The sequence below is a fragment of the Tenacibaculum holothuriorum genome (assembly GCF_002120225.1).
GTDB classification, from domain to species: Bacteria; Bacteroidota; Bacteroidia; order Flavobacteriales; family Flavobacteriaceae; genus Polaribacter; species Polaribacter holothuriorum.
In genome coordinates, this window is the sequence record NZ_LAPZ01000001.1 from 1 (window position 1) to 21,388 (window position 21,388).

Sequence of the window (21,388 nt, forward strand, 5' to 3'; positions counted from 1 at the left end):
GAGTAATCGTAAAATCCTTCACCAGATTTAATCCCTAACTTACCTGCTGTTACCATATTTACTAATAATGGACATGGTGCATACTTTGGGTTTTTAAAGCCTTCATACATTACATTTAGTATGGATAAACAAACATCTAAACCAATAAAGTCTGCTAATTGTAATGGTCCCATTGGATGTGCCATACCTAATTTCATTACTGTATCAATTTCTTTAACTCCGGCAACACCGTTGTATAATGTTTCAATAGACTCATTAATCATTGGCATTAAAATACGATTTGCTACGAAACCTGGGTAGTCATTTACTTCAACAGGTACTTTTTTAATCTTTGAAGTTAAATCGACAATAAAATCATTTACTTCATCAGAAGTATTATATCCTCTAATGATTTCGACTAATTTCATAATTGGAACAGGATTCATAAAATGCATTCCTATTACCTTTTCCGGTCTATTTGTTACTGCTGCAATTTGAGTTATGGAAATAGAAGAAGTATTTGTAGCTAAGATTGTATCTTCTGGACAAACTTCATCTAATTCTTTAAAGATTTTAAGTTTTAAATCTATATTTTCAGTAGCAGCTTCTACTACTAAGCTGGCATATTGTACGCCTTCTTTTATTGAAGTATATGTAGTTATGTTATTTAAGGTTTGTTCTTTATCTGCTTCAGAAATCTTTTCTTTAGCAACCATTCTATCTAAATTTTTAGAAATAGTAGCTAATCCTTTTTCTAAAGATTTTTCTGATATATCAATTAATTGAACATTGTATCCGAATTGAGCAAAAGTATGAGCAATACCGTTACCCATTGTACCAGCTCCAATTACAGCTATATTTTTCATATGTATTGTTGTGAGTTTTATTGTTTATTTTGAGATTTAAAGCAATCTATTATTTGATGAGCTACTCGTAAAGCTTCGGTTCCTTGAGTTAAAGAAACTATAGGAGTAGTATTATTCTGAATTGCTTCAGCAAATGACTCAAGTTCATCTAAAATAGCATTATTAGGCTCTATTTTAGGATTTTCAAAATAGATTTGTTTTTTTAATCCTTCGGCATTTTGTAAAATCATTGCAAATTCATCTGGTGTTTCTGGAGCGTCTTTCATTTTAACAACTTCAGTTTTCTTTTCTAAGAAATCAACAGAAATATATGCATCTTTTTGGAAGAAACGTGATTTACGCATGTTCTTCATAGAAATTCTACTTGATGTTAAGTTAGCAACACATCCGTTTTCAAATTCAATACGGGCATTGGCAATATCTGGTGTTTCAGAAACTACAGAAACTCCACTGGCATGTACACTTTTTACTTTAGACTTTACTACAGAAAGAATGATGTCTATATCGTGAATCATTAAATCTAATACTACTGGAACATCTGTTCCTCTTGGATTAAATTCAGCTAAACGATGTGTTTCGATAAACATTGGAGAATCGATTAAATCTTTGACAGCTTTAAAAGCAGGATTGAAACGTTCTACATGACCAACTTGCCCTCTGATATGGTTTTGGCTTGCTAATGTGCGTATAGCCTCAGCTTCTTGTAAAGTATTGGTTATTGGCTTTTCTATAAAAATATGTTTTCCTTTTTCTATAGCTTGTTTTGCACATTCGAAATGAGATAATGTTGGCGTAACAATATCAACCATATCTACAGCATCAATTAATTCTTCAACAGAATTAAATAATTTATATCCAAATTCATTAGCAACTTTGGTTGCATTTTCAGTAAAAGGATCATAAAAACCAACTAATTCGTATTTTTCTGATTGTTGTAAAAGGCGCAAGTGAATTTTTCCTAAATGACCAGCTCCTAAAACTCCAGCTTTTAACATAAGTGAAAGATTATTAGTTATTTGTTTATTGGGTGAAGTTTATTCTAATATTCACCTAAAATGAACGCTAACAAATATACACTTTTATCTACTTTTTTTCGCAATTATTACTACTTTTAGCGAGCTGAAATATTAGAATTAGTGAGAGATACAACCAAACATCAAGGACTTAGAAATCAGTTAGCAAACGTTTTAAAAGCTAAGGGAATTAGTGATGAAAATGTATTGAATGCTATTCGAAAAATTCCAAGACACTTGCTTATTGATAGTAGTTTTGAGTCTCACGCATACCAAGACAAAGCTTTTCCTATTGCTGCAGAGCAAACAATTTCTCATCCTTTTACTGTTGCTTTTCAATCTCAAACTTTGGAGGTTGTACCTGGAGAAAAAGTGTTAGAGATTGGTACAGGTTCTGGATATCAAACAGCAGTATTATTAGAGTTGAAAGCAGAAGTTTATTCTATTGAAAGGCAGCATGAGTTATTCAAAAAAACCTCTATGTTTTTACCAAAGTTAGGCTATAAACCTAAGCGATTTATTTTTGGTGATGGTTATAAAGGTTTACCAGAACAAGCTCCGTTTGATAAAATTATTGTTACTGCTGGTGCTCCATACGTGCCCAAACCGTTATTGGCACAAGTAAAAGTAGGAGGAAAGTTATTGATACCTGTTGGTGATAAAGAACAAGTGATGACTTTGTTTATTAGAAGATCTCCATTAGAATTTGAAAAGCATGAACTGGGAGATTTTAAGTTTGTACCGATGTTGGAGAAGAAGAACTAGTTGGTAAATAAAAAAAATCCGCCTAAAAAAGCGGATTTATTGAATTTGAATAAAGAATTGTCAACTACTCAGCATTAGCTTCAGCAACTAATACTTCTTGTTGTTGATGTTGCTTTTGTTTGGTTTGTTGGTTTTTTGCTAATCCACAAGGACTAGTACTACCGCAAGAGGAAAAACCGATTAAACTAACAGTACAAATTGCAATAAATACTACTTTTTTCATTTTTAAATACTTTTATCAATCTCAAAGATATAGATTTCTAATTAATTCACCAGAATTTTCCTTTTTTTCTATAACGTTAAAGTTTACCATTTTATTTTGTATTCTGGTAACTAAATTCTTACTGAGAGGTTTTCCATCATTCCATTCGGTAATTGACAACCATTGTTGAATGTCATGTAACTGTTGCTCGTAACGTTTCGCTAAAATTTCATCAATATTGTCAAAATTTTTAAAGTCTTTAGTACAATTATTAATAATATTTAAAACCGTTTTAACCTCTTCTAAATTATTTTCTAAAACTTCATTTCTAACAGCAACTACAAAACATGGCCATGGTGTAGGACAATCTCCCAATCGTCTAAAAGTTCCATTGTCTACCAATGGTTTGGTTGTAAAATGTTCCCACATAAAGTAATCGGCATCTCCATTTGTAAGAGCATCAATTCCTCCTTGTAAATTACCAACTACTTTAAAATTTAATTTGTCTACATCCCAACCATTATTATGTGCGTTTACAATTGCCATTAGATGAGAGCCAGAACCAAAACGACTTATGGCTACAGTTGCATGCTCTAAATCGTCAATTTTTTGAAATTTAGATTTTGCTCCTACATGAATCCCCCAAATTAAAGGACTTTTGACATAGGTTTGAATTATTTTAGAAGGATTACCATTAATAATATCTTTAATAATTCCTTCAGTAAGAACTATAGCAATATCAACTTCGCCAGAACGTAATGCTTTACACATTTGTCCTGTTCCTCCAGGATAATCTGTCCAACGAAGATTAATACCTTCTTTTGTATATTCTTTATTTTTTAAGGTAATATACCAAGGATAATTAAAATGCTCTGGTACACCACCAACTTTTAAGTTAACCATATATTATTCGGCTAATTTATCTAGCGTATATATAATTAAGTCAGCTACTACTTTACCCGGATCTTCACTAAAAGTTCCGTTAGCTCTATTTGCAATTAATGCATTTATAGAAGCTGCATTGTGACCTAGTAATTTTGAAAGACCATAGATAGCTGAAGTTTCCATTTCTAAATTGGTAACTCGTATTCCGTTATGGTTAAAACTATCTATTTTATTATTTAATTCTGCATCTTGAAGCGGAAGTCTTAACACTCTACCTTGAGGTCCATAAAAACCTCCTGCAGTAGCAGTCATACCTGTAAATACTTTTTCAGAAAGTAATCTTTCTTCTAAAGATTTTCCGTTAGCAATTACTAAAGGATATGATTTTCTCTTACTCCAATTTGTGTGTTTGATGAAGGCTTCTTCAATTTCTTGATGTGCTATTTCTTCAACTTGATACGATAATAACATACCATTTAAGTCGATAGAATGTGAGCTTAACAAAAAGCTATTTACAGGAATGTCTGCTTGTAAAGAACCTGAGGTTCCTATTCTAGTAATATTAAGTTGGGTATGTTTTTCTTTAACTTGTCTTGTTTCTAAATCGATATTTACTAAAGCGTCTAATTCGTTTAAGACAATATCAATATTATCAGGACCAATACCTGTAGAAATTACAGTTAATCGTTTCCCTTTATAAGTACCAGTAGTAGTTTTAAATTCACGTTTTTGAGTTGTGAATTCAATGGTATCGAAATGTTTAGTTACTTTATCTACTCTATATTGATCGCCTACAAAAATAATATCGGTAGCGATGTGTTCTGGTCTTAAATTCAAGTGATAAATACTACCATCTGGATTTAAGATTAACTCAGAATGTTTTATACTCATTTATGATGTAATTTTTAACAGCTTGTTTGTAGAATTTACATAAAGGTAGCTGTATTTTTTAGCGCCGCCAAGATACGAAAAATCAGAACGAATTTTTGAATAATAATTCATTTGATTATAAAGTACTTTTTTACCAGTTTTACTGAGCTTTACGGGGTTAAATGAAGTAAACAATTTTTTTAACTGTTCAACTTTATTGAAGTATTGCATATCACCAAAGCCATAAACTTCTTGATTAGCTAATAAATGACCAACTAATTTTTCTTTTGAAGTAAATGAATTTTCTTTAGCAGTTTTTAAAATTGTATTTTCTATTGAATTTAAACCGTTTTCAATTGAAGGAAAGCGTAATAAATGTGCTTTTATTGCTTCTTCTAAATATTTAAAAGGAGAATTTGGGTTTAAATTATACACAGTTTCTAATCTTAATGGACTATCTGAACAATATAATTGCCATATATAATCGGCATATTCAATATCGTCTTGACTTAATTCAACTCTGTTCTTAAAGTGATTTTTAAGTTGAATGTCACTTAATTCGTTTAGAGCAAAAAGTTTTTCTTCATTTTGAATTTGACCGCTACAAACCAAAGATATTTTTCTATTATCTCTATAACGTTTTAGCCAACTTATAACTGCAAGCATGTTAATTTGACAAAATAAATCGTACTCAAACCACAATACAATTTCGTCTTGTGATTTTTGGTTGCATAAATTACGGTATTCTTTTACTGTAAAATCTATAAACTTCTTTTTGGTTACTTTATAGGAAGATTTAAAAAAATCGAATCGGTTTTTCCAAAAAGTTTCACTACCCACATCTATGGTAGTTTTTCCCTCGCACAACATCTCTCTCCATGTAATTATTTCACCTTTATAATTTAATTTTTGTAGTCTTTGAGTGGTACTATCACCATTAGTGATATGAAGTAAAGAAGTGTTCATTTCTTTGGGGAGTTTAAGGTTTTACATTTTAAAGTTTTACAGATTGTAACGTTAAAAATAACTGATTATTGTTTATGTTTTGGTTTTTAACGTTTTAGTAGTTAATATTAACGCTTTATTTGGTATTAAAACATAAAAAGATGCTGGAAACTTCCAGCATCTTTTTTAACCTCCAACGCGTTTTACGTTAAAGCCTTTATCTTTTAAGATTTTCATTATTTTATCTCGGTAATCACCTTGAATAATAATAGTATCATCTTTAAAACTTCCACCAACACTAAGTTGAGACTTTATTTGTTTAGCAAGAAGTTTAAAATCTTTTGTAGCTCCATTATAACCATCAATTATAGTAATTGGTTTTCCTTTGCGTTTTTCGTATTTGCAAAGCAGAGGTTCGTCTTGTAACCAAATGTCAGACTTTTTTTCTTCAACCTTTTCTTCAAATTGATGATCTGGAAATAGATTTTTTAATTGATCTTGTAAATCCATTTTTACTTAATTAATCCTAACTCACGTAAACGCTCGTTTAAGAAATCACCAGCAGTAATATCTTCAAATTGTTTAGGGTTGTTTTCATCAATACAATTTTCTAATACATCTAATTTCATGTCAGAAATTGGGTGCATAAAGAATGGAATGGAATAACGAGAAGTTCCCCATAATTCTTTTGGTGGATTTACAACTCGGTGAATTGTAGATTTTAATTTATTGTTACTATGACGAGATAACATATCACCTACATTAATCATTAATTCATCTGGTTGTGCAATTGCATCATGCCATTCTCCATCATGATCTTGTACTTGTAATCCTCTACCATGAGCTCCCATTAACAAAGTAATTAAGTTAATATCACCATGAGCAGCTGCTCTTACAGCTCCTTTAGGTTCTTCTTGAATAGGAGGGTAGTGAATAGGACGTAAAATACTATTTCCGTTCTTAATGTATTGATCGAAATAAGTTTCTTCTAAACCTAAATGCAATGCTAAGGCACGTAAAACGTATTTAGCAGTTTTTTCTAACATTTGGTAAGTTTTCTTACCTACTTCATTAAATTTAGGTAACTCTTCAACCTCTACATTAGCAGGATACTCAGCTTCTAACTTAGGATCGTTCTCTACATATTGACCAAAGTGCCAAAATTCTTTTAAATCTCCTTCCTTCTTTCCTTTTGCACTTTCTTTACCGAAAGAAACATAACCTCTTTGCCCTCCAATTCCTGGAATTTCATATTTCTGCTTTACATCTACAGGTAATTCGAAAAAGTTTTTTATTTCAGAATATAAATCATCAACTAGCTGATCATCTAAGAAATGTCCTTTTAAAGCAACAAAACCTATTGTTTCATATGCACTTCCTATTTCATTTATGAATTTTTGCTTTCTGTTTTCATCTCCAGATAAAAAGTCAGCTAAATTTACACTTGGTACTTTACTCATTGTTAATAACTTTTTTTAAATCGACTGTAAAGGTATTAAAAACTAGAGGGATAAAGAAAATTACTTATTAACAATTGGGATTAAGTACGAAATAGTGTAGTTAAATCCAAATCCTGTACTACTTTCAAACACCCTATTAAAACCAGGAGCATAAAGGGTTTTGAAATTAGTTTGGTCGTCTACGCTGATAGCAATTTTGTAAGCGAAACTAAAGCCAATAAATAAATTTTTAAAGGTTTCAGCTTTTATACCTAATTGTAATTCAGTCCAATGAGCAGTTAAACCAGTTTCTATTACTGGAGTTGTAATGCTATTTACAGGAAAATATGTATTGGCTGTATTTGGCTGTATTGAATTTAGCGTGTGGTCAAATAGAGCAAAACCATAACGCATACCTACATAGATTTCATTATTCATATCTAACCAATTTTCGTAGGCGTTGTAATTAACTCCTAATCGAATATAACTTCCTGATGAAGTAGAGGTAATAAAATCTTCAAATGTTTTTTCATCTTCATACCCTAATTCTGCAGCTAAATACCAGTTTTTAGATATACGATAATCTCCAACAATTTCTAATCCGCTATAACTTTTATCGATAATAGAAAGTGCTGGTTTGCTAATGTCTAAACCCACTCTAATACCATAAGCTGTTTTATAGGTAATAGTGTCTTTTTCTACTTCAGTATTTTTATTTTGAGAAAAAGCAACCACGGTAATAAATAAAAATATACTAGTGAAATATTTTAACATGTGCATTGGTTTGATTGTTTATTACTGAAATTTCTTTAGTAGATAAGCTGTCTATCCAACTAACATTTTTGGTTAATGTTATATTATTAAAAATGTATCTAAAACCACAAGAACGAGAAACAAAATCTAATTCTGCTTTATATTTTATAGTAATAGTACCTGTATTTAATCTTCCTTGAGAGAAATTATAAACGGTTTCGTTTGTAGTAGTATTTAAAGGTAATGCAATTGAATCTACTTGACTTTGAATTCTATAGATACTGTCTTTACCTGGAGCCCAAACAGAAAGGGAATCTACTTTTTTTATAGTACTTACATTATCATAATCGTAAAAAGTAAGTATTAATCTAGGTGTAGGATTACTGTTTGTACAAAAATCATCTTTCTCACAAGATGATAAAATAGCTGTTAACGCTATTAAAGTAATTAAAAATGTTTTTTTCATTGTTGTTTTTAATGAATAATGACCAAATGTAAGAATTATTGTGAATTGAAGTTAGGAGTTTAACTTTTATAGAAAGAAAAAATCCAGCTATACTAAGCTGGATTCATTTTATTTTTCAAATAATACTACAGTTTCTATATGAGATGTATGTGGAAATTGATCAACTAAACTAATTTTTTTAATTTGATACCCCGCTTCATGAAGTTGCTCAGTATCTCTTGCTTGTGTGGCAGGATTACATGAAACGTACACCATTCTATCTGCATTTAATTGAATGATTTTCTTCAATGTTTTTGGAGCAATTCCTGCACGAGCAGGATCTAATATTATAGTTCTTATTTTGTTTTTGTACTGTGGATGTTGGTATAAGAATTTTCCTACATCTGCCGCATAAAAATCTACACCCGTAATATTATTTCGTTTTGCATTTTCTTTAGCATCTTTAATTGCAGAAGCAACAATATCTACCCCAACAATTTTGGTGTTGTTTGCTTTTGAAGCTATAATTTGACCAATAGTACCTGTACCACAGAATAAATCCATAACAACAGTATTGTCTACAGCTTCTTTGTTTTCTAAAGCGTAATCGACAACTTTTGTATATAGTTTTTCGGCAGATTTAGGATTTGTTTGAAAGAAGCTTTTCATACTAATTTCAAAGTTTAATCCTAAAAGTTCTTCTACGATTTTGTTTTTACCATATACTAAATCAATACTGCCTGTTGTAGCAATTGTCCTGTCTCCAGTTTCATCGTTTATTGTGTGTAATAAACCAGCAACTCTATCACCAAATAATTCAACTAAGAAGTTGGCGAATTTTTGTAAATTGAATTTCGGTAAATCGTAAGAAGTGGTTACTAAATTGAATAATAATTCGTCTGTTTTGTACGATTTTCTAATTACAAAATAACGGAAGAATCCTTCTCGTCTTGGAGCATGCCAAGGCGCTAACTTTGTATCCTCACAGTATTCACGAATTTTAGCTAAACTATTTTCAAACTCTTCATCGAATAACCCACTATCTTTATTTAAGTTTTCGCCAATCCACCAAGTTCCTCTACGTTTAAAACCTAAGGTGAACTCGTCAACATCGGTTTTTTCCTCGTTGTCGTATCCAATTGCAGAGAAACTATATTCCATTTTATTTCTATAATGGAAAACATTAGGAGAGCTTACAAATTCATCAAAATAATCTTCTATATTTTCTACTTTTCCTATTTTCTTAAACAAGTCCATAGTACTACTGTACTTGTATTCGTGTTGTTTTTCAATAGGAAGTTTTATGTATGGAGCTCCAGGAATTTGTTGATATGGAGAAGTAGTTTCGTCTTCAGAATCTTTTAGTACTTCTAATAACTTAGCCTCAGCATATTTTTTCTTCGATTTATCGATACGAGCTTTAACCAATTGACCTGGAAGTGTGTTAGGTACAAAAACTACAAACTCACCTTCTTCTGAGCGAATTCGACCAATACCTTTACCTCCAAAAGCATAATCTTCAATAAGAATTTCAATTACTTGTCCTCTCTTAACAAATTTGTTGCGTTCTCTTCGTGGCATATTCTAATTTGAAATTTTTCAACGTGCAAAATTAGGAAAAAGATATTGTTTATTAATAGTAATAGAAGATTCTATAAAAAAGAAAGAGCTGATTTTAAATCAGCTCTTTGTAAATAAATCTTAAAATAGTTAAGATAGTTAGTCTCGTTCAACAGATGAAGTTGTAATCTTATTATCTTTATCAATAGTTACAGTGTAATCAGCGCAATAACCAACAGTAACTTTTTCAACTAATTCAGTTTTATCCTTAAGAACAATAGTATAAGTAATTTCACCAGGAGCAAAACTTCTAGGAGCAGAAGAGTTACCAGGAGCTACATTGTTTAAGTTTTCTGTATTTCCGCCTGAAGTTTTTACTTGAATACTAACTTCTTCAGTACCAGAATTTGTAACTTTTACTGTAGGGTTTTCATTATCACATCCTGAACAATTATAAAATGTTAGAGAGACTAATGTAAATACAACTAGTGAAATTTTTTTTAAGAGGTTCATTTTTTTGATTTTAAGTTAAACTTTGGCAAATCTAAAAAAAAAATGAGAATGAACCTTTAAAGGACTTTTTCGTCTTATAAGTGTAATCAATATCAATGGAAGAAGAAAAATTAACTGATTCTGAACTTATAGAAAGTTATAAAAGAGGAAATAAAAAAGTGATAACAATTCTTGTAAAAAGATGGCATATAATTTTTTGTAAAGTAGCTTTTATAATTGTTAAAGATAAATTCATTGCAAAAGATATAGCACAAGAGAGTTGGAAAGTGATTTTAAATAAGATTGAATCACTTCAAAACTCTAATAAATTCAAGAGTTGGGCTTTACAAATCGTAAAAAGTAAGTCTATTGATTACTTAAGAAAGGTTAATAGAAGAAACAAAAACCTTGAAAAGTATAAAAAAGAGTTAAGTGTTTATAATTCTGATTTTGAAGAAGAAGAAGAAACAAATTCAAACATTGTGTTAAAAAAGAGATTGAAAAAAGCAATTCAGTCTTTACCTAATAAACAAAGAGTTGTAATTGAATTATTTTACTTAAACGAATATTCCTTAAAAGAGATTAGTAGCCTACTTCATATTTCAGTAGGAACAGCAAAATCGAGATTGTTTAATGCGCGTGAAGAATTAAAATCAATTTTAAAACATAAATAGAGATGAATAGTATAGAAGACATAGACAAATTAATTAAAGAAACATTAACTGAAGAAGAAGCGAAGTTTTATGATGAATTAGAAGAACAAAACATTTGGCAAATGATGTTCGGTATTTTTAAAGGAAAAAACAGTTGGATAAATATTGTTATTAGTATAGTTCAACTACTATGGTTTGTATTGTTTATTTATTGCGCTATTCAATTTTTTAATACTAATGAAACTAATGAATTAATTCGATGGGGAATTTTTGGTTCACTAAGTTTAATGGCTTCTTCGATGCTGAAGTTTTACACTTGGATGCAAATGGATAAGAAAGCATTATTAAGAGAAATAAAACGATTAGAGTTACAAGTGTCTTCTCTTTCAGGAAAAATGTCTGAATAAGATTTTTTCTCCATTTATATATTTAGTAAATTGCAGCTCTTTTTTAGGGATGATTTCTTTCCCACGCTGAATTTTCGGAACTTTTCGAAAGGATAAAGGTAGAACAGGAATAGTTTTTTTATTAATTAAAAATTATTTAAAATGGCTGTTTTAGACCAATTAACTTCGCAACAAGCGATCGATTTAGAAGACAAGTATGGAGCTCACAATTATCACCCGTTACCAGTGGTGTTAAGTAAAGGTGAGGGTGTGTATGTATGGGATGTTGAAGGAAAAAAATATTACGATTTCCTTTCAGCATATTCGGCAGTAAACCAAGGACATTGTCATCCTAAAATTGTAGGAGCAATGGTAAATCAAGCACAAAACTTAACCTTAACATCTCGTGCTTTTTACAACGATATGTTAGGACGTTACGAAAAATTTGCAACTGAGTATTTTGGTTTCGATAAGTTGTTACCAATGAACACAGGAGCAGAAGCTGTAGAAACTGCATTAAAATTATGTAGAAAATGGGCTTATGAAGTAAAAGGAATTGAAGAAAACGAAGCGCAAATTATTGTGTGTAAAAACAATTTCCACGGAAGAACAACTACCATTATTTCTTTCTCTAACGATCCTGTAGCTCGTAAGAATTTTGGACCTTTTACAAACGGATTCATTAAGATTGAATATGATAACTTAAAAGCTCTTGAAGAAGCTTTAGAGAACAATAAAAATGTTGCTGGTTTTATGGCGGAGCCTATTCAAGGTGAAGCTGGAGTTTATGTTCCTTCTGAAGGATATTTAGCAGCAGCAAAAGCATTATGTGAAAAGCATAATGTATTATTTATTGCTGATGAAGTACAAACTGGTATCGCACGTACTGGTAAGTTATTAGCAGTAAACCATGAAGATGTTCAACCAGATATTTTAATTTTAGGAAAAGCATTAAGTGGAGGAGCGTATCCTGTATCTGCTGTTTTAGCAAACGATAACATTATGAATGTTATTAAACCAGGAAATCATGGTTCTACTTTTGGAGGAAATCCAGTTGCAGCAGCAGTTGCTATAGCAGCTTTAGAGGTAGTAGAAGAAGAAAAATTAGCAGAAAATGCAGAGCGTTTAGGTAAAATTTTCCGTGAAGAGTTAGGTAAGTTTGCAGAGAAAAACGACTTGGTTACTTTAGTTCGTGGTAAAGGATTATTAAACGCAGTAGTAATTAACGATTCAGAAGAAAGTGATACTGCTTGGAATATTTGTATGAGTTTACGTGATAACGGATTATTAGCAAAACCAACACATGGAAATATTATCCGTTTTGCGCCACCATTAGTAATGAACGAAGAAGAATTAAGAGATTGTATTTCTATTATCAAAAGAACAATTTCTGAATACGAAAAATAATAAACTGATTTAGTTTCAGCATAAAAAAGGAGTGAATTAATTCACTCCTTTTTTATTTTTTACATCTCAAAAACCTCTAAATGTTTCTTTAAAACTCCAGATGGTGTATTTTGAGTTTCATCTAAAATTCGAGTGTCGCCAAATAATAAGAAACTATCTTTAGCCCTAGAAACAGCAACATTTAACATGTTCGGTTTGTTGTCTTTGTCGAAAAACATAGTGCCTTCATCTTCATTGCTATATACAGAGCTGAATAAAATAATGTTTCGTTCGGCTCCTTGTAAAGCATGAACCGTTCCTAGTTTTATATCATTTATTTTATATCCAGCTTCACTCAAAGCTTTAGAGAGCTCACCTTTTTGACTTGCAAACGGTGTAATAATTCCCAATACACTTTCAATATCTTCAACATTATAAGCATTTTTTATATGCTCCTTATTTTGCTGCAACCAAGTAGTAATGGCTTTTACTTCATTAATATTACAACGACTGTTGTATTTTCGTTCACTTACACCATTTACATGATATGCTGCCATAGAAGGAAAAATTTGATCTTCTTTAGCTTTTCCTTTCATAGGTTTTAAAATTCCGTTATAAGCTAATTCATTACAAAAACCAATAATTTCGTCATTACATCGTCTGTGTTCTAACAAAATTAATCCTTGTTCTTTTTGATCTTGCAGTGTGGTTACATATTCGCAAGCATTTTGAGCCATTTTCATAATACTTCCGTTAGAAGCTAAGAATCCAATATTTTTTAAGTATTCATATTCATTTGGATTTTGAATTACTTCTGAACTCGATAAGTTTCCGATATCAATTTTTGGAGGAATAGACCAAATAGGTTCAATTTGTTTTAAGTCACCAATAACAAATGCTTTTTGAGCTACAGCAAACATAGGAATACTGACTTCAGGAGTTACTTGACCTGCTTCATCAATAATTAATAAATCTAAGAAGTTGTAGAGCGGGAAGTATTGAAATATTGGTCTTCCTTCTTCATTTTCTCCTTGGAATTGACTGTATACAAAATGTGAGGGAGCCGTATAAAAAGTGGCTACAAAACAAGGAGTTAACATTGCTCTACGTTTCCATTTTGCTCTAATAATATGTTCTCCTGTACCTTTTTCAGTTTCATTTTCTAAAACATCAGTGGTTTCAAGAATCCACCTTGCCTCCCAATAGTGTACTGCTAATAAAAAGGCTTTATGACGTAGATTAACATCTAATTCATCATAATAAAATTTATGTTCTATTTTGTTGGATGCTAATTTTTGATATTCATTTTCCCACATTTCTTCTTCAGAAGTAGATGGGAAACCTTTTATATTGTTTTCAAACTTCCAGTTTTTTAGTTTTAAATTGGTTTGTAAAGCAATATTTATTTGATTTATTAATTGCTTTAAAAAATTACTGGCTTGTTTCTTATCTTCAGCAGTGGATTTATCAATTTTAAAAGTTTTATCTGAAGAGGTTTCAAATGAAAAATAACTTTTTATTTTCTCTAAGAAATCTGGATTATTTTCCAAAGCTTTTAACTCTGTAAGTTCATTACGCCAACCTTGAAGCTTGGTGATTTCTAACGAGTAGTTTTTAATAAAATCTGCTTCGTTATTTAGCTGCTTATTAATCTGTTTTATCGCAGTTAAATAATTACTCGGAAACTCTACGCTGTCAATTAATTTATCTTCAATGTTGAAAATCTCTTCCTGTAAATGGTTACAAGCATCTTCCAAAGTATGAAGATTTTGGTTGAAGTATGTATTGAATTTTAGAAGAAAATAATTTTCAGCTTCAATAAGATATTGCTCGTTTTCTAAATCGCAAAGAGTTCCTTCATGTCCAAATAAATTTCCTTTTAAAAAGTTGATGTTCTTTAAAGCTTTCTCACTCTTAGAACTAGACGGTAAATAGGTGGCGTATCCATGAAAATCGGGAACCCAACGTTCAGATAATTCTTCTAAACTACTTTCAGAATTGATAAAACTATCTATAATATTTGTAACTGCCTGATTGTTGTTAGAACAAGCAAGAATTACCGGAGCATCTTCACCTTTTATCGCTGCTTTTACAAATTCGGTAGCAACCAAACTTTGTAGAAGTGTTGTTTTTCCAGTTCCTGGAGGTCCGTTTACAGCCATCACTGCATTTTCTTCAGCAGTTAAATAAGAAAGTAAAGTTTTTCGCTGTGTTATGGATAGCGGAAACTCATTAGACATTTGTCCTAAATGCAAATGATTATAATTTAAAAATCCGTTATTGGTTATAGCTTCTCTATTATCTCGGTTAACTGGAGTAATTATTTTTGAAAGTAGGGGAGTGTTTTCGGTTTCATTGATTAAATTATCATAGACAAAAAGAATACTTTTTGCAGTTGAAATTTTAGCACTGGTAGCGAAATAGGTTAATTCAAACTGAGTTGTATATCTGTCAGTTTTATAGGTGTTTAGGTTCGTTTTTGTTATTTCTAAAAAGACTTCATTTATATAATCCCAATACACGTCCCAACCAATATTTTCTTCTTCATCTGCTCTTGGCATTTCAATATCTTGAGCGTCGATTACAGTATCTATAGAAGAGAAAATAAAATCATTTTTAACATCGGCGATAGGTGCTAAGAAATTTCTTACTACCAAAGGGAATAATTCTTTGGGAGGAGTTAAGTTTCCTGAACGATCTACTTTTGCAGCTACCCAAAAAGGATGAATGATTCGTTGTTTAAATTTAGGATTATCGGTTTGATAGGTTAAGTGAAATGGCGCAATAAGAATTTCTGCTTCTGTAACTTTATGCCAATTAGTACTGTCTTTTTTTGTGATTCCTTTTAAACGGTTTATTCGTCGTTCTTCCGCATCTAATAATACATTAGCATTTTTACTATTGAGTAAAGCATTACTTAAATCAGAATTTTTTTGATGAAATAAGTTTTTTATTCGGCTAATATCAATAGCTAAATTCTCACTATCAAATAAACTACTTTTGTAATAGTGTAACCAATTTTTTTCGTTATTCATTTTCCCCTAAACCCTTTGTGAAATTTTTCAAAAGCAAGCGAAAATACTCTTTTTTATTTGTAGTACTAAAGAAATATAAGTTTAATTGAAATAATAAAAAAGCGACTTATTAAAGTCGCTTTAAGTTAATTCTATTCAGAAAATTTTTATTGCATGTTTTCTAATTGCTCTCTAAGTAATTCTGGATCTTGTAATGCATCCCAACCAAACATTAAAATCATTCCTACAACAAATATTAAGTACAATGCACTTAAAACAATACCAATAATGGCCATAATTCTACCAGCATTAACATTACCAATACCGTCATACATGTCTGGATTTTCATTATGTAAAGCAGTAGCTTTTTTTGCTAATACTAAAGCAACAATACCTAAAGCTAAACCAATAAAACCGTAACAACAGCAAGTTAAAATTGATAAAATACCTAAAACTAAAATTCCGGTTGAATTGGGTAGTTTTTGTCTTTCCATAGTTTTCTATAAAGTTTAAAATAATTGATTCATTTTTATAACATAACTTATTATAATAATAAGAATGTTAATAGCTGCCAATATACCAATAATTTTTTGAGCGTATTTTAGTTTATAAAAGAAATTAAGTACTACTACAATAGCTAAAATTAACAGTGTGTATATGGCTGGATACATTTTAAAAGCGGCAATAAATTCACCGTGAAAAATTAAAGATAATGCTCTTTGTATACCGCAGCCTAAACAATCTACTCCAAAGAGTTTTTTATTTAAACAAGGCAACATGTAATCTTCAACTTTTGTAAGTAAAAACATCGCTGTATTTTATTTAAACATATCCATTCCAGGAATATTTGGCATTCCTGCTTTAGCTGCTAAAGCTAATTCTTGTTCGTTAATCTCACCAGCTCTTTTTAAAGCCTTATTCAATGTTAAAATTAAATAATCTTCTAACTCTTCATTGTCTTCTAATAAAGACTCATTTATAGAAATAGCTTTTATTTCTCTATTGGCAGTTACAGTGATTTTTAAATCTCCATTAGCTGACGATTCGTCAATTAAAACAGTATCTAGTCGTTTCTTAGTTTCTTCTACTTTTTGTTGGGCTTCTTGTAGTTTACCCATCATTCCAGAAATATCTCCAAACATAATTTCTTAAAATTTATTTTAACAGCAAATTTAGTATTTTCACAAGAAATATAAACCAAACTTAAAAATGAAAAGAATACTGATGTCTACTTTCGTTTTAAGTCTTATTTTTGCATCCGCTTGTAAAGACAAAAAGATGAAAGACTTAGAGACGAAAGCACCTGTTGCAGAAAAGCAACCAAAAAAATTAGAGAAACATGGAGACGTTAGGGTAGACAATTATTTTTGGATGCGACTAACCGATGAGCAAAAAAATGCAAAAGATAAAGATGAGCAAACTCAAAAAGTATACGATTACTTAAATGAAGAGAATGCTTATTATGATGATAAGACCAAGCATACGAAAAAGTTTCAAGAAGACTTATTCGAAGAAATGAAAGGTCGTATTAAAGAAGATGATGAAAGTGTGCCTTATAAAAAGAACGGTTATTTTTATATAACACGTTACGAAAAAGGACAGCAATATCCTATTTACAGCCGTAAAAAAGGAAACCTTGAAGCTGAAGAAGAAATCATTTTTAATGTAAATGATGAAGCAAAAGGACATGAATATTTCCAATTAGGAGGTTTAAATGTAACTCCTGATAATAAATTAGTAGCTTTTGCTACTGATACGGTGAGTCGTCGTCAGTACAATATTCAAATAAAGAACTTAGAAACGGGTGAAATTTATTCAGATATAATAAATAATACAACAGGAGGTTCTGTTTGGGCGAATGATAATAAAACGTTGTTCTATACGAAAAAAGATCCTGTAACACTTCGTAGTTCTCAAATATACAAGCATGTTTTAGGAACTGATGCTGCTGACGATGAATTAGTTTATGAAGAAAAAGATGATACTTTCGGAACTTTTGTTACTAAAACAAAATCGAAAAAGTATTTAGTAATTGGTTCTTATAATACTGTTTCTACAGAATATCAGGTTTTAGAAGCAGACAATCCTAACGGAAAATTTAGAGTTATTCAACCACGTGAACGTGATTTAGAATACGATATTGCTCACTACGGAGATCATTTTTATATCAAAACAAACAAAGATGATGCTACGAATTTTAAGTTAATGAAAACTCCTGAGGATAAAACTACCAAAGAAAATTGGGTAGATGTAATTCCACACAGAGAAGATACTTTATTTGAAGACTTTTCAATTTTTAAAGACTATTTAGTTTTAGAAGAAAGAAACGATGGATTAAGTAAAATACGTATCAAACGTTGGGATGGTAAAGAAGATTATTATTTACCATTTGATGAAGAAACTTATTCAGCAGGAGTCTATTCTAATCCTGAGTTTGAGACCGATGTTATTCGTTATTCATATAATTCGATGACAACTCCTAGTTCGGTTATTGATTTCAATATGAAAGATAAATCAAAAGAAATCAAAAAAGAACAAAAAGTTTTAGGAGGAAAATTTAATAAAGAAAATTACATAAGCAAGCGTATTTGGGTTCCTGCACGTGACGGGAAAAAGATTGCCTTATCAATTGTATATCATAAAGGCACAAAGATTGATAAGAATACTCCAATTTTACAATACGCTTATGGTTCTTACGGATATACAGTAAACGACGGATTCTCTACAACTCGATTAAGTTTATTAGATAGAGGTTTTGTTTTTGCATTGGCGCACATTCGTGGTAGTCAATATTTAGGACGCGATTGGTATGAAGACGGTAAAATGTTGAATAAGAAAAATACTTTTACCGATTTTATTGATTGTTCTAAATATTTAATAGATAATAACTACACATCTCCAGAACACTTATATGCCATGGGAGGTTCTGCTGGTGGTTTATTAATGGGAGCTATCATTAATATGAATCCAGAATTGTATAACGGAATTATAGCAGCAGTACCATTTGTAGATGTTATTTCTACAATGTTAGATGATAGTATTCCGTTAACAACAGGGGAATATGACGAATGGGGAAATCCAAACGATAAAGAATACTACGATTATATTAAATCATATTCACCATACGATCAAGTAAAAGCTAAGAAATACCCAAATATGTTGGTAACAACTGGTTTGCACGATAGTCAAGTTCAGTATTGGGAACCAGCAAAATGGGTAGCTAAATTACGTGAATTAAAAACTGACGATAATTTATTATTCTTACATACAAATATGGATGCTGGTCACGGAGGAGCATCAGGAAGGTTCGATGCTTTAAAAGAAACTGCCGAAGAATATAGCTTCTTATTAATGTTAGAAGATAAGTTAGAAAAATAATTATATTTTTGCGCTCGATAAAAGAGTAAGCGTCATTGCAAGAGCAACGAAAAGTATTCGTTCTTACTCTCGCAATGACGCTTTTTTAATTTACAATGATGAAACGACACCCCGGTATTACAAATTCTATTTTAGATTTAGTAGGTCAAACCCCAATGATTCAATTACAAAAAATCACTAAAGATTTACCAGGAAGGTATTTAGCAAAGGTAGAAGCCTTTAACCCTGGTCATTCAGCAAAAGATAGAATTGCCTTATATATTATTGAAAATGCCGAGAAAAAAGGAATCATTAAACCTGGAGATACTATTGTAGAAACTACATCGGGTAACACTGGGTTTTCTTTAGCAATGATAAGTATTGTTAAAGGGTATAAATGTATTTTGTCTGTGAGTGATAAATCGTCACAAGATAAAATTGATATGTTAAAATCATTGGGAGCAGAAGTGCATGTTTGTCCTGCAAATGTAGCTGCCGATGATCCTCGTTCGTATTATGAAACTGCAAAACGTATACATAAAGAGCATCCAGGATCTATATACATTAATCAATATTTTAACGAACTAAATATTGAAGCTCACTACAATAGTACAGGACCAGAAATTTGGGAACAAACTGAAGGAAAAGTAACACATGTTGTTATAGCTAGTGGAACGGGTGGAACTATTTCTGGAACAGGGAAATATTTAAAAGAAAAGAATCCGAACATAAAAGTATTAGGAGTAGATGCTGTAGGTTCAGTATTGAAAAAATTTCATGAAACAGGTGAGTTTGATGAAAATGAAATTTCTCCATATAAGATTGAAGGATTAGGAAAAAATTTAATTCCAACAGCTACAGATTTTGACGTTATAGATGTTTACGAAAAAGTAACTGATAAAGATGCTGCCTTTAAAGCCAGAGAAATTGTTAAGACTGAGGGAATTTTCCCAGGGTATACTTCAGGAGCAGTAATGCAAGCAACACAACAATATGCAGACAAAGGTTATTTTGATGAAAATAGTGTAGTAGTTACTATTTTCCCAGATCATGGTTCTCGTTATATGAATAAAATCTATTCTAACGATTGGATGAGAGAACAAGGGTTTATGTAAAAAATAATGTTTTCTAAAAAATAAACCTCCTAAATTAAATTAGGAGGTTTATTTTTTATTATTGATATATCAAATACTTCTTACGAACTTTTTTAAATTCAGTTAAGTCGTTCTCCCAGCTTTTTCTAATATCACTAATAGAAGTCTGGTTTTCTATTTGCTGCTGTAACTTTTTTGTTCCAGCGTGAATGGTAAATGTTTTTCCGAAGAACCTTTCTGTTTTAGGAGTTTGGTTGTAAGCATCAATTAACCATTCTAAATTTATTGAATCTAGACGTTTAGTTTTTCTAAGGTCTTTTCCGTAGCATAGTTCATTTTTATGCTTAGGATATTTAGCTCCTTCGTTAGGTTTTGGAGTATAGCTAAATTCAGATTCTTCAAAAAATGGTGCTCCATAAATTTGAAACTGAATATCGGTTCCTCTTCCGGCATTAATAGTAGTTCCTTCAAAAAAGCCTAAACTAGGATATAAGTTAATTGATTTATCATTTGGTAAGTTCGGTGAAGGTTTTATGGCTAAACTATATTGAGAATTGTGTGTGTAATTCTCTAATGGAATAACAGTTAAATTACAATTGACTTTGTCTTTTAACCATTTTTCACCATTAATCATTTGTCCGTATTCACCAATAGTCATTCCATAAACAACAGGAACTGGATGCATTCCTAAAAAACTTCGATGTTTAGGTTCTAAGACGGGGCCATCAATATAATGAGCATTAGGGTTGGGTCTATCTAAAACAATTACAGGAATATTAGCTTCTGCACAAGCTTCCATTATATAATGTAATGTTGAAATATAAGTATAAAAACGAGCACCGACATCTTGAATATCAAAAACTACTAAATCAAGTCCCTTTAACTGTTCTTGAGAAGGCTTTTTACTTTTTCCATGTAAAGAAAGAATTGGTAATTGAGTTTTACTATCTACTCCGTCATTTACATGTGCGCCAGCATCTTCTTTACCACGAAAACCATGTTCAGGAGAAAAAACTTTTTTAATTTTTACATTTCGTGAAAGTAAGCTGTCAATTATGTGTGTATAATTACCACTTTTATTTTTTATGACTGAAGTTTGATTTGCTACTACAGCAATGTTTTTATTCTTTAATAAAGGAATATAAAGTTGAGTTTGATCTGCTCCAGTTTTAATTGTTTTAACAATCTTTTTGGTTTGAGAAACTTCTTTTTTAGTCTTTTGAGCGCAAGAAACAAGATGCAAACTCATGCAAAAAAACAAGAATAAATATGTACTTTTGATAT

General features: G+C 30.8%; 23 protein-coding genes. 6 read left to right on the top strand and 17 right to left on the bottom strand.

Annotation, left to right across the window (positions count from 1 at the left end):
* A partial coding sequence (locus tag WH52_RS00005; protein ID WP_086028874.1) for a 3-hydroxybutyryl-CoA dehydrogenase occupies positions 1-845 on the bottom strand: 845 nt, incomplete at its 3' end.
* 17 nt (positions 846-862) lie between these two features.
* Positions 863-1,840: a Gfo/Idh/MocA family protein gene (locus WH52_RS00010; RefSeq protein WP_086028875.1), complete on the bottom strand. Its 978-nt coding sequence runs from the start codon at positions 1,838-1,840 to the stop codon at positions 863-865.
* A 141-nt stretch (positions 1,841-1,981) separates the two neighbouring features.
* On the opposite strand from WH52_RS00010, the gene WH52_RS00015 reads away from it, so the two are divergent.
* Complete coding sequence (locus WH52_RS00015; protein WP_086028876.1) at positions 1,982-2,623, top strand: protein-L-isoaspartate(D-aspartate) O-methyltransferase; 642 nt, start codon at positions 1,982-1,984, stop codon at positions 2,621-2,623.
* Positions 2,624-2,687: 64 nt separating this feature from the next.
* Here WH52_RS00015 and WH52_RS14840 read toward each other — a convergent pair whose 3' ends face one another.
* The 10 genes from WH52_RS14840 to WH52_RS00060 form a co-directional block, all read right to left on the bottom strand.
* Positions 2,688-2,846: a hypothetical protein gene (locus WH52_RS14840; RefSeq protein WP_158091337.1), complete on the bottom strand. Its 159-nt coding sequence runs from the start codon at positions 2,844-2,846 to the stop codon at positions 2,688-2,690.
* 21 nt (positions 2,847-2,867) lie between these two features.
* Entirely contained in the window at positions 2,868-3,728 is an 861-nt protein-coding gene (locus WH52_RS00020) for a substrate-binding domain-containing protein (protein WP_086028877.1), read from the bottom strand.
* A gap of 3 nt (positions 3,729-3,731) precedes the next feature.
* Complete coding sequence (locus WH52_RS00025) at positions 3,732-4,601, bottom strand: nucleoside phosphorylase (protein WP_086028878.1); 870 nt, start codon at positions 4,599-4,601, stop codon at positions 3,732-3,734.
* A complete protein-coding gene (locus WH52_RS00030; RefSeq protein ID WP_086028879.1) occupies positions 4,602-5,546 on the bottom strand; it encodes a DUF1835 domain-containing protein in 945 nt (314 codons plus the stop codon).
* 165 nt (positions 5,547-5,711) lie between these two features.
* Positions 5,712-6,035: a translation initiation factor gene (locus tag WH52_RS00035; RefSeq protein WP_086028880.1), complete on the bottom strand. Its 324-nt coding sequence runs from the start codon at positions 6,033-6,035 to the stop codon at positions 5,712-5,714.
* Between the two features lie 2 nt (positions 6,036-6,037).
* The gene (locus WH52_RS00040; RefSeq protein WP_086028881.1) at positions 6,038-6,985 is read right to left on the bottom strand and encodes an isopenicillin N synthase family dioxygenase; all 948 of its coding nucleotides are present in this window, start codon (positions 6,983-6,985) and stop codon (positions 6,038-6,040) included.
* A 60-nt stretch (positions 6,986-7,045) separates the two neighbouring features.
* On the bottom strand, positions 7,046-7,738 hold the full coding sequence (locus WH52_RS00045; protein ID WP_086028882.1) for a DUF6048 family protein: 693 nt from the start codon (positions 7,736-7,738) through the stop codon (positions 7,046-7,048).
* Positions 7,719-8,183: a DUF6452 family protein gene (locus WH52_RS00050; RefSeq protein WP_086028883.1), complete on the bottom strand. Its 465-nt coding sequence runs from the start codon at positions 8,181-8,183 to the stop codon at positions 7,719-7,721. Before WH52_RS00050 ends, WH52_RS00045 begins: the two co-directional genes overlap by 20 nt.
* A gap of 108 nt (positions 8,184-8,291) precedes the next feature.
* The gene (gene rlmD / locus WH52_RS00055) at positions 8,292-9,743 is read right to left on the bottom strand and encodes a 23S rRNA (uracil(1939)-C(5))-methyltransferase RlmD (protein WP_086028884.1); all 1,452 of its coding nucleotides are present in this window, start codon (positions 9,741-9,743) and stop codon (positions 8,292-8,294) included.
* 138 nt (positions 9,744-9,881) lie between these two features.
* Positions 9,882-10,235, bottom strand: coding sequence for a hypothetical protein (locus WH52_RS00060; protein ID WP_086028885.1), 354 nt, complete (start codon positions 10,233-10,235; stop codon positions 9,882-9,884).
* 95 nt (positions 10,236-10,330) lie between these two features.
* Here WH52_RS00060 and WH52_RS00065 point away from each other — a divergent pair, with 95 nt between their 5' ends.
* The 3 genes from WH52_RS00065 (at position 10,331) to rocD (ending at position 12,660) form a co-directional block, all read left to right on the top strand.
* Entirely contained in the window at positions 10,331-10,888 is a 558-nt protein-coding gene (locus tag WH52_RS00065; RefSeq protein ID WP_086028886.1) for an RNA polymerase sigma factor, read from the top strand.
* 2 nt (positions 10,889-10,890) lie between these two features.
* Entirely contained in the window at positions 10,891-11,274 is a 384-nt protein-coding gene (locus WH52_RS00070; protein WP_086028887.1) for a DUF6768 family protein, read from the top strand.
* Between the two features lie 141 nt (positions 11,275-11,415).
* A complete protein-coding gene (gene rocD / locus WH52_RS00075) occupies positions 11,416-12,660 on the top strand; it encodes an ornithine--oxo-acid transaminase (RefSeq protein WP_086028888.1) in 1,245 nt (414 codons plus the stop codon).
* Positions 12,661-12,719: 59 nt separating this feature from the next.
* On the opposite strand, the gene WH52_RS00080 is transcribed toward rocD, so the two are convergent.
* The 4 genes from WH52_RS00080 to WH52_RS00095 all read right to left on the bottom strand — a co-directional run bounded on the left by WH52_RS00080 (position 12,720) and on the right by WH52_RS00095 (position 16,795).
* On the bottom strand, positions 12,720-15,674 hold the full coding sequence (locus WH52_RS00080; RefSeq protein WP_086028889.1) for a DEAD/DEAH box helicase: 2,955 nt from the start codon (positions 15,672-15,674) through the stop codon (positions 12,720-12,722).
* A gap of 146 nt (positions 15,675-15,820) precedes the next feature.
* Positions 15,821-16,147, bottom strand: a complete 327-nt coding sequence (locus WH52_RS00085; RefSeq protein ID WP_086028890.1) for a CCC motif membrane protein — start codon at positions 16,145-16,147, stop codon at positions 15,821-15,823.
* Between the two features lie 15 nt (positions 16,148-16,162).
* A complete protein-coding gene (locus WH52_RS00090; protein ID WP_233131481.1) occupies positions 16,163-16,462 on the bottom strand; it encodes a DUF2752 domain-containing protein in 300 nt (99 codons plus the stop codon).
* 9 nt (positions 16,463-16,471) lie between these two features.
* Positions 16,472-16,795 (bottom strand): YbaB/EbfC family nucleoid-associated protein, encoded by a 324-nt coding sequence (locus WH52_RS00095; RefSeq protein ID WP_086028891.1) that lies wholly within the window; start codon positions 16,793-16,795, stop codon positions 16,472-16,474.
* Positions 16,796-16,862: 67 nt separating this feature from the next.
* On the opposite strand from WH52_RS00095, the gene WH52_RS00100 reads away from it, so the two are divergent.
* Together WH52_RS00100 and WH52_RS00105 are read left to right on the top strand one after the other, a co-directional pair.
* Positions 16,863-19,031, top strand: a complete 2,169-nt coding sequence (locus WH52_RS00100; RefSeq protein WP_198938335.1) for a S9 family peptidase — start codon at positions 16,863-16,865, stop codon at positions 19,029-19,031.
* Between the two features lie 98 nt (positions 19,032-19,129).
* Positions 19,130-20,125 (top strand): PLP-dependent cysteine synthase family protein, encoded by a 996-nt coding sequence (locus WH52_RS00105; protein WP_086028893.1) that lies wholly within the window; start codon positions 19,130-19,132, stop codon positions 20,123-20,125.
* Between the two features lie 58 nt (positions 20,126-20,183).
* On the opposite strand, the gene WH52_RS00110 is transcribed toward WH52_RS00105, so the two are convergent.
* The gene (locus WH52_RS00110) at positions 20,184-21,353 is read right to left on the bottom strand and encodes an exo-beta-N-acetylmuramidase NamZ family protein (RefSeq protein WP_086028894.1); all 1,170 of its coding nucleotides are present in this window, start codon (positions 21,351-21,353) and stop codon (positions 20,184-20,186) included.
* Positions 21,354-21,388 lie beyond the last annotated feature (35 nt).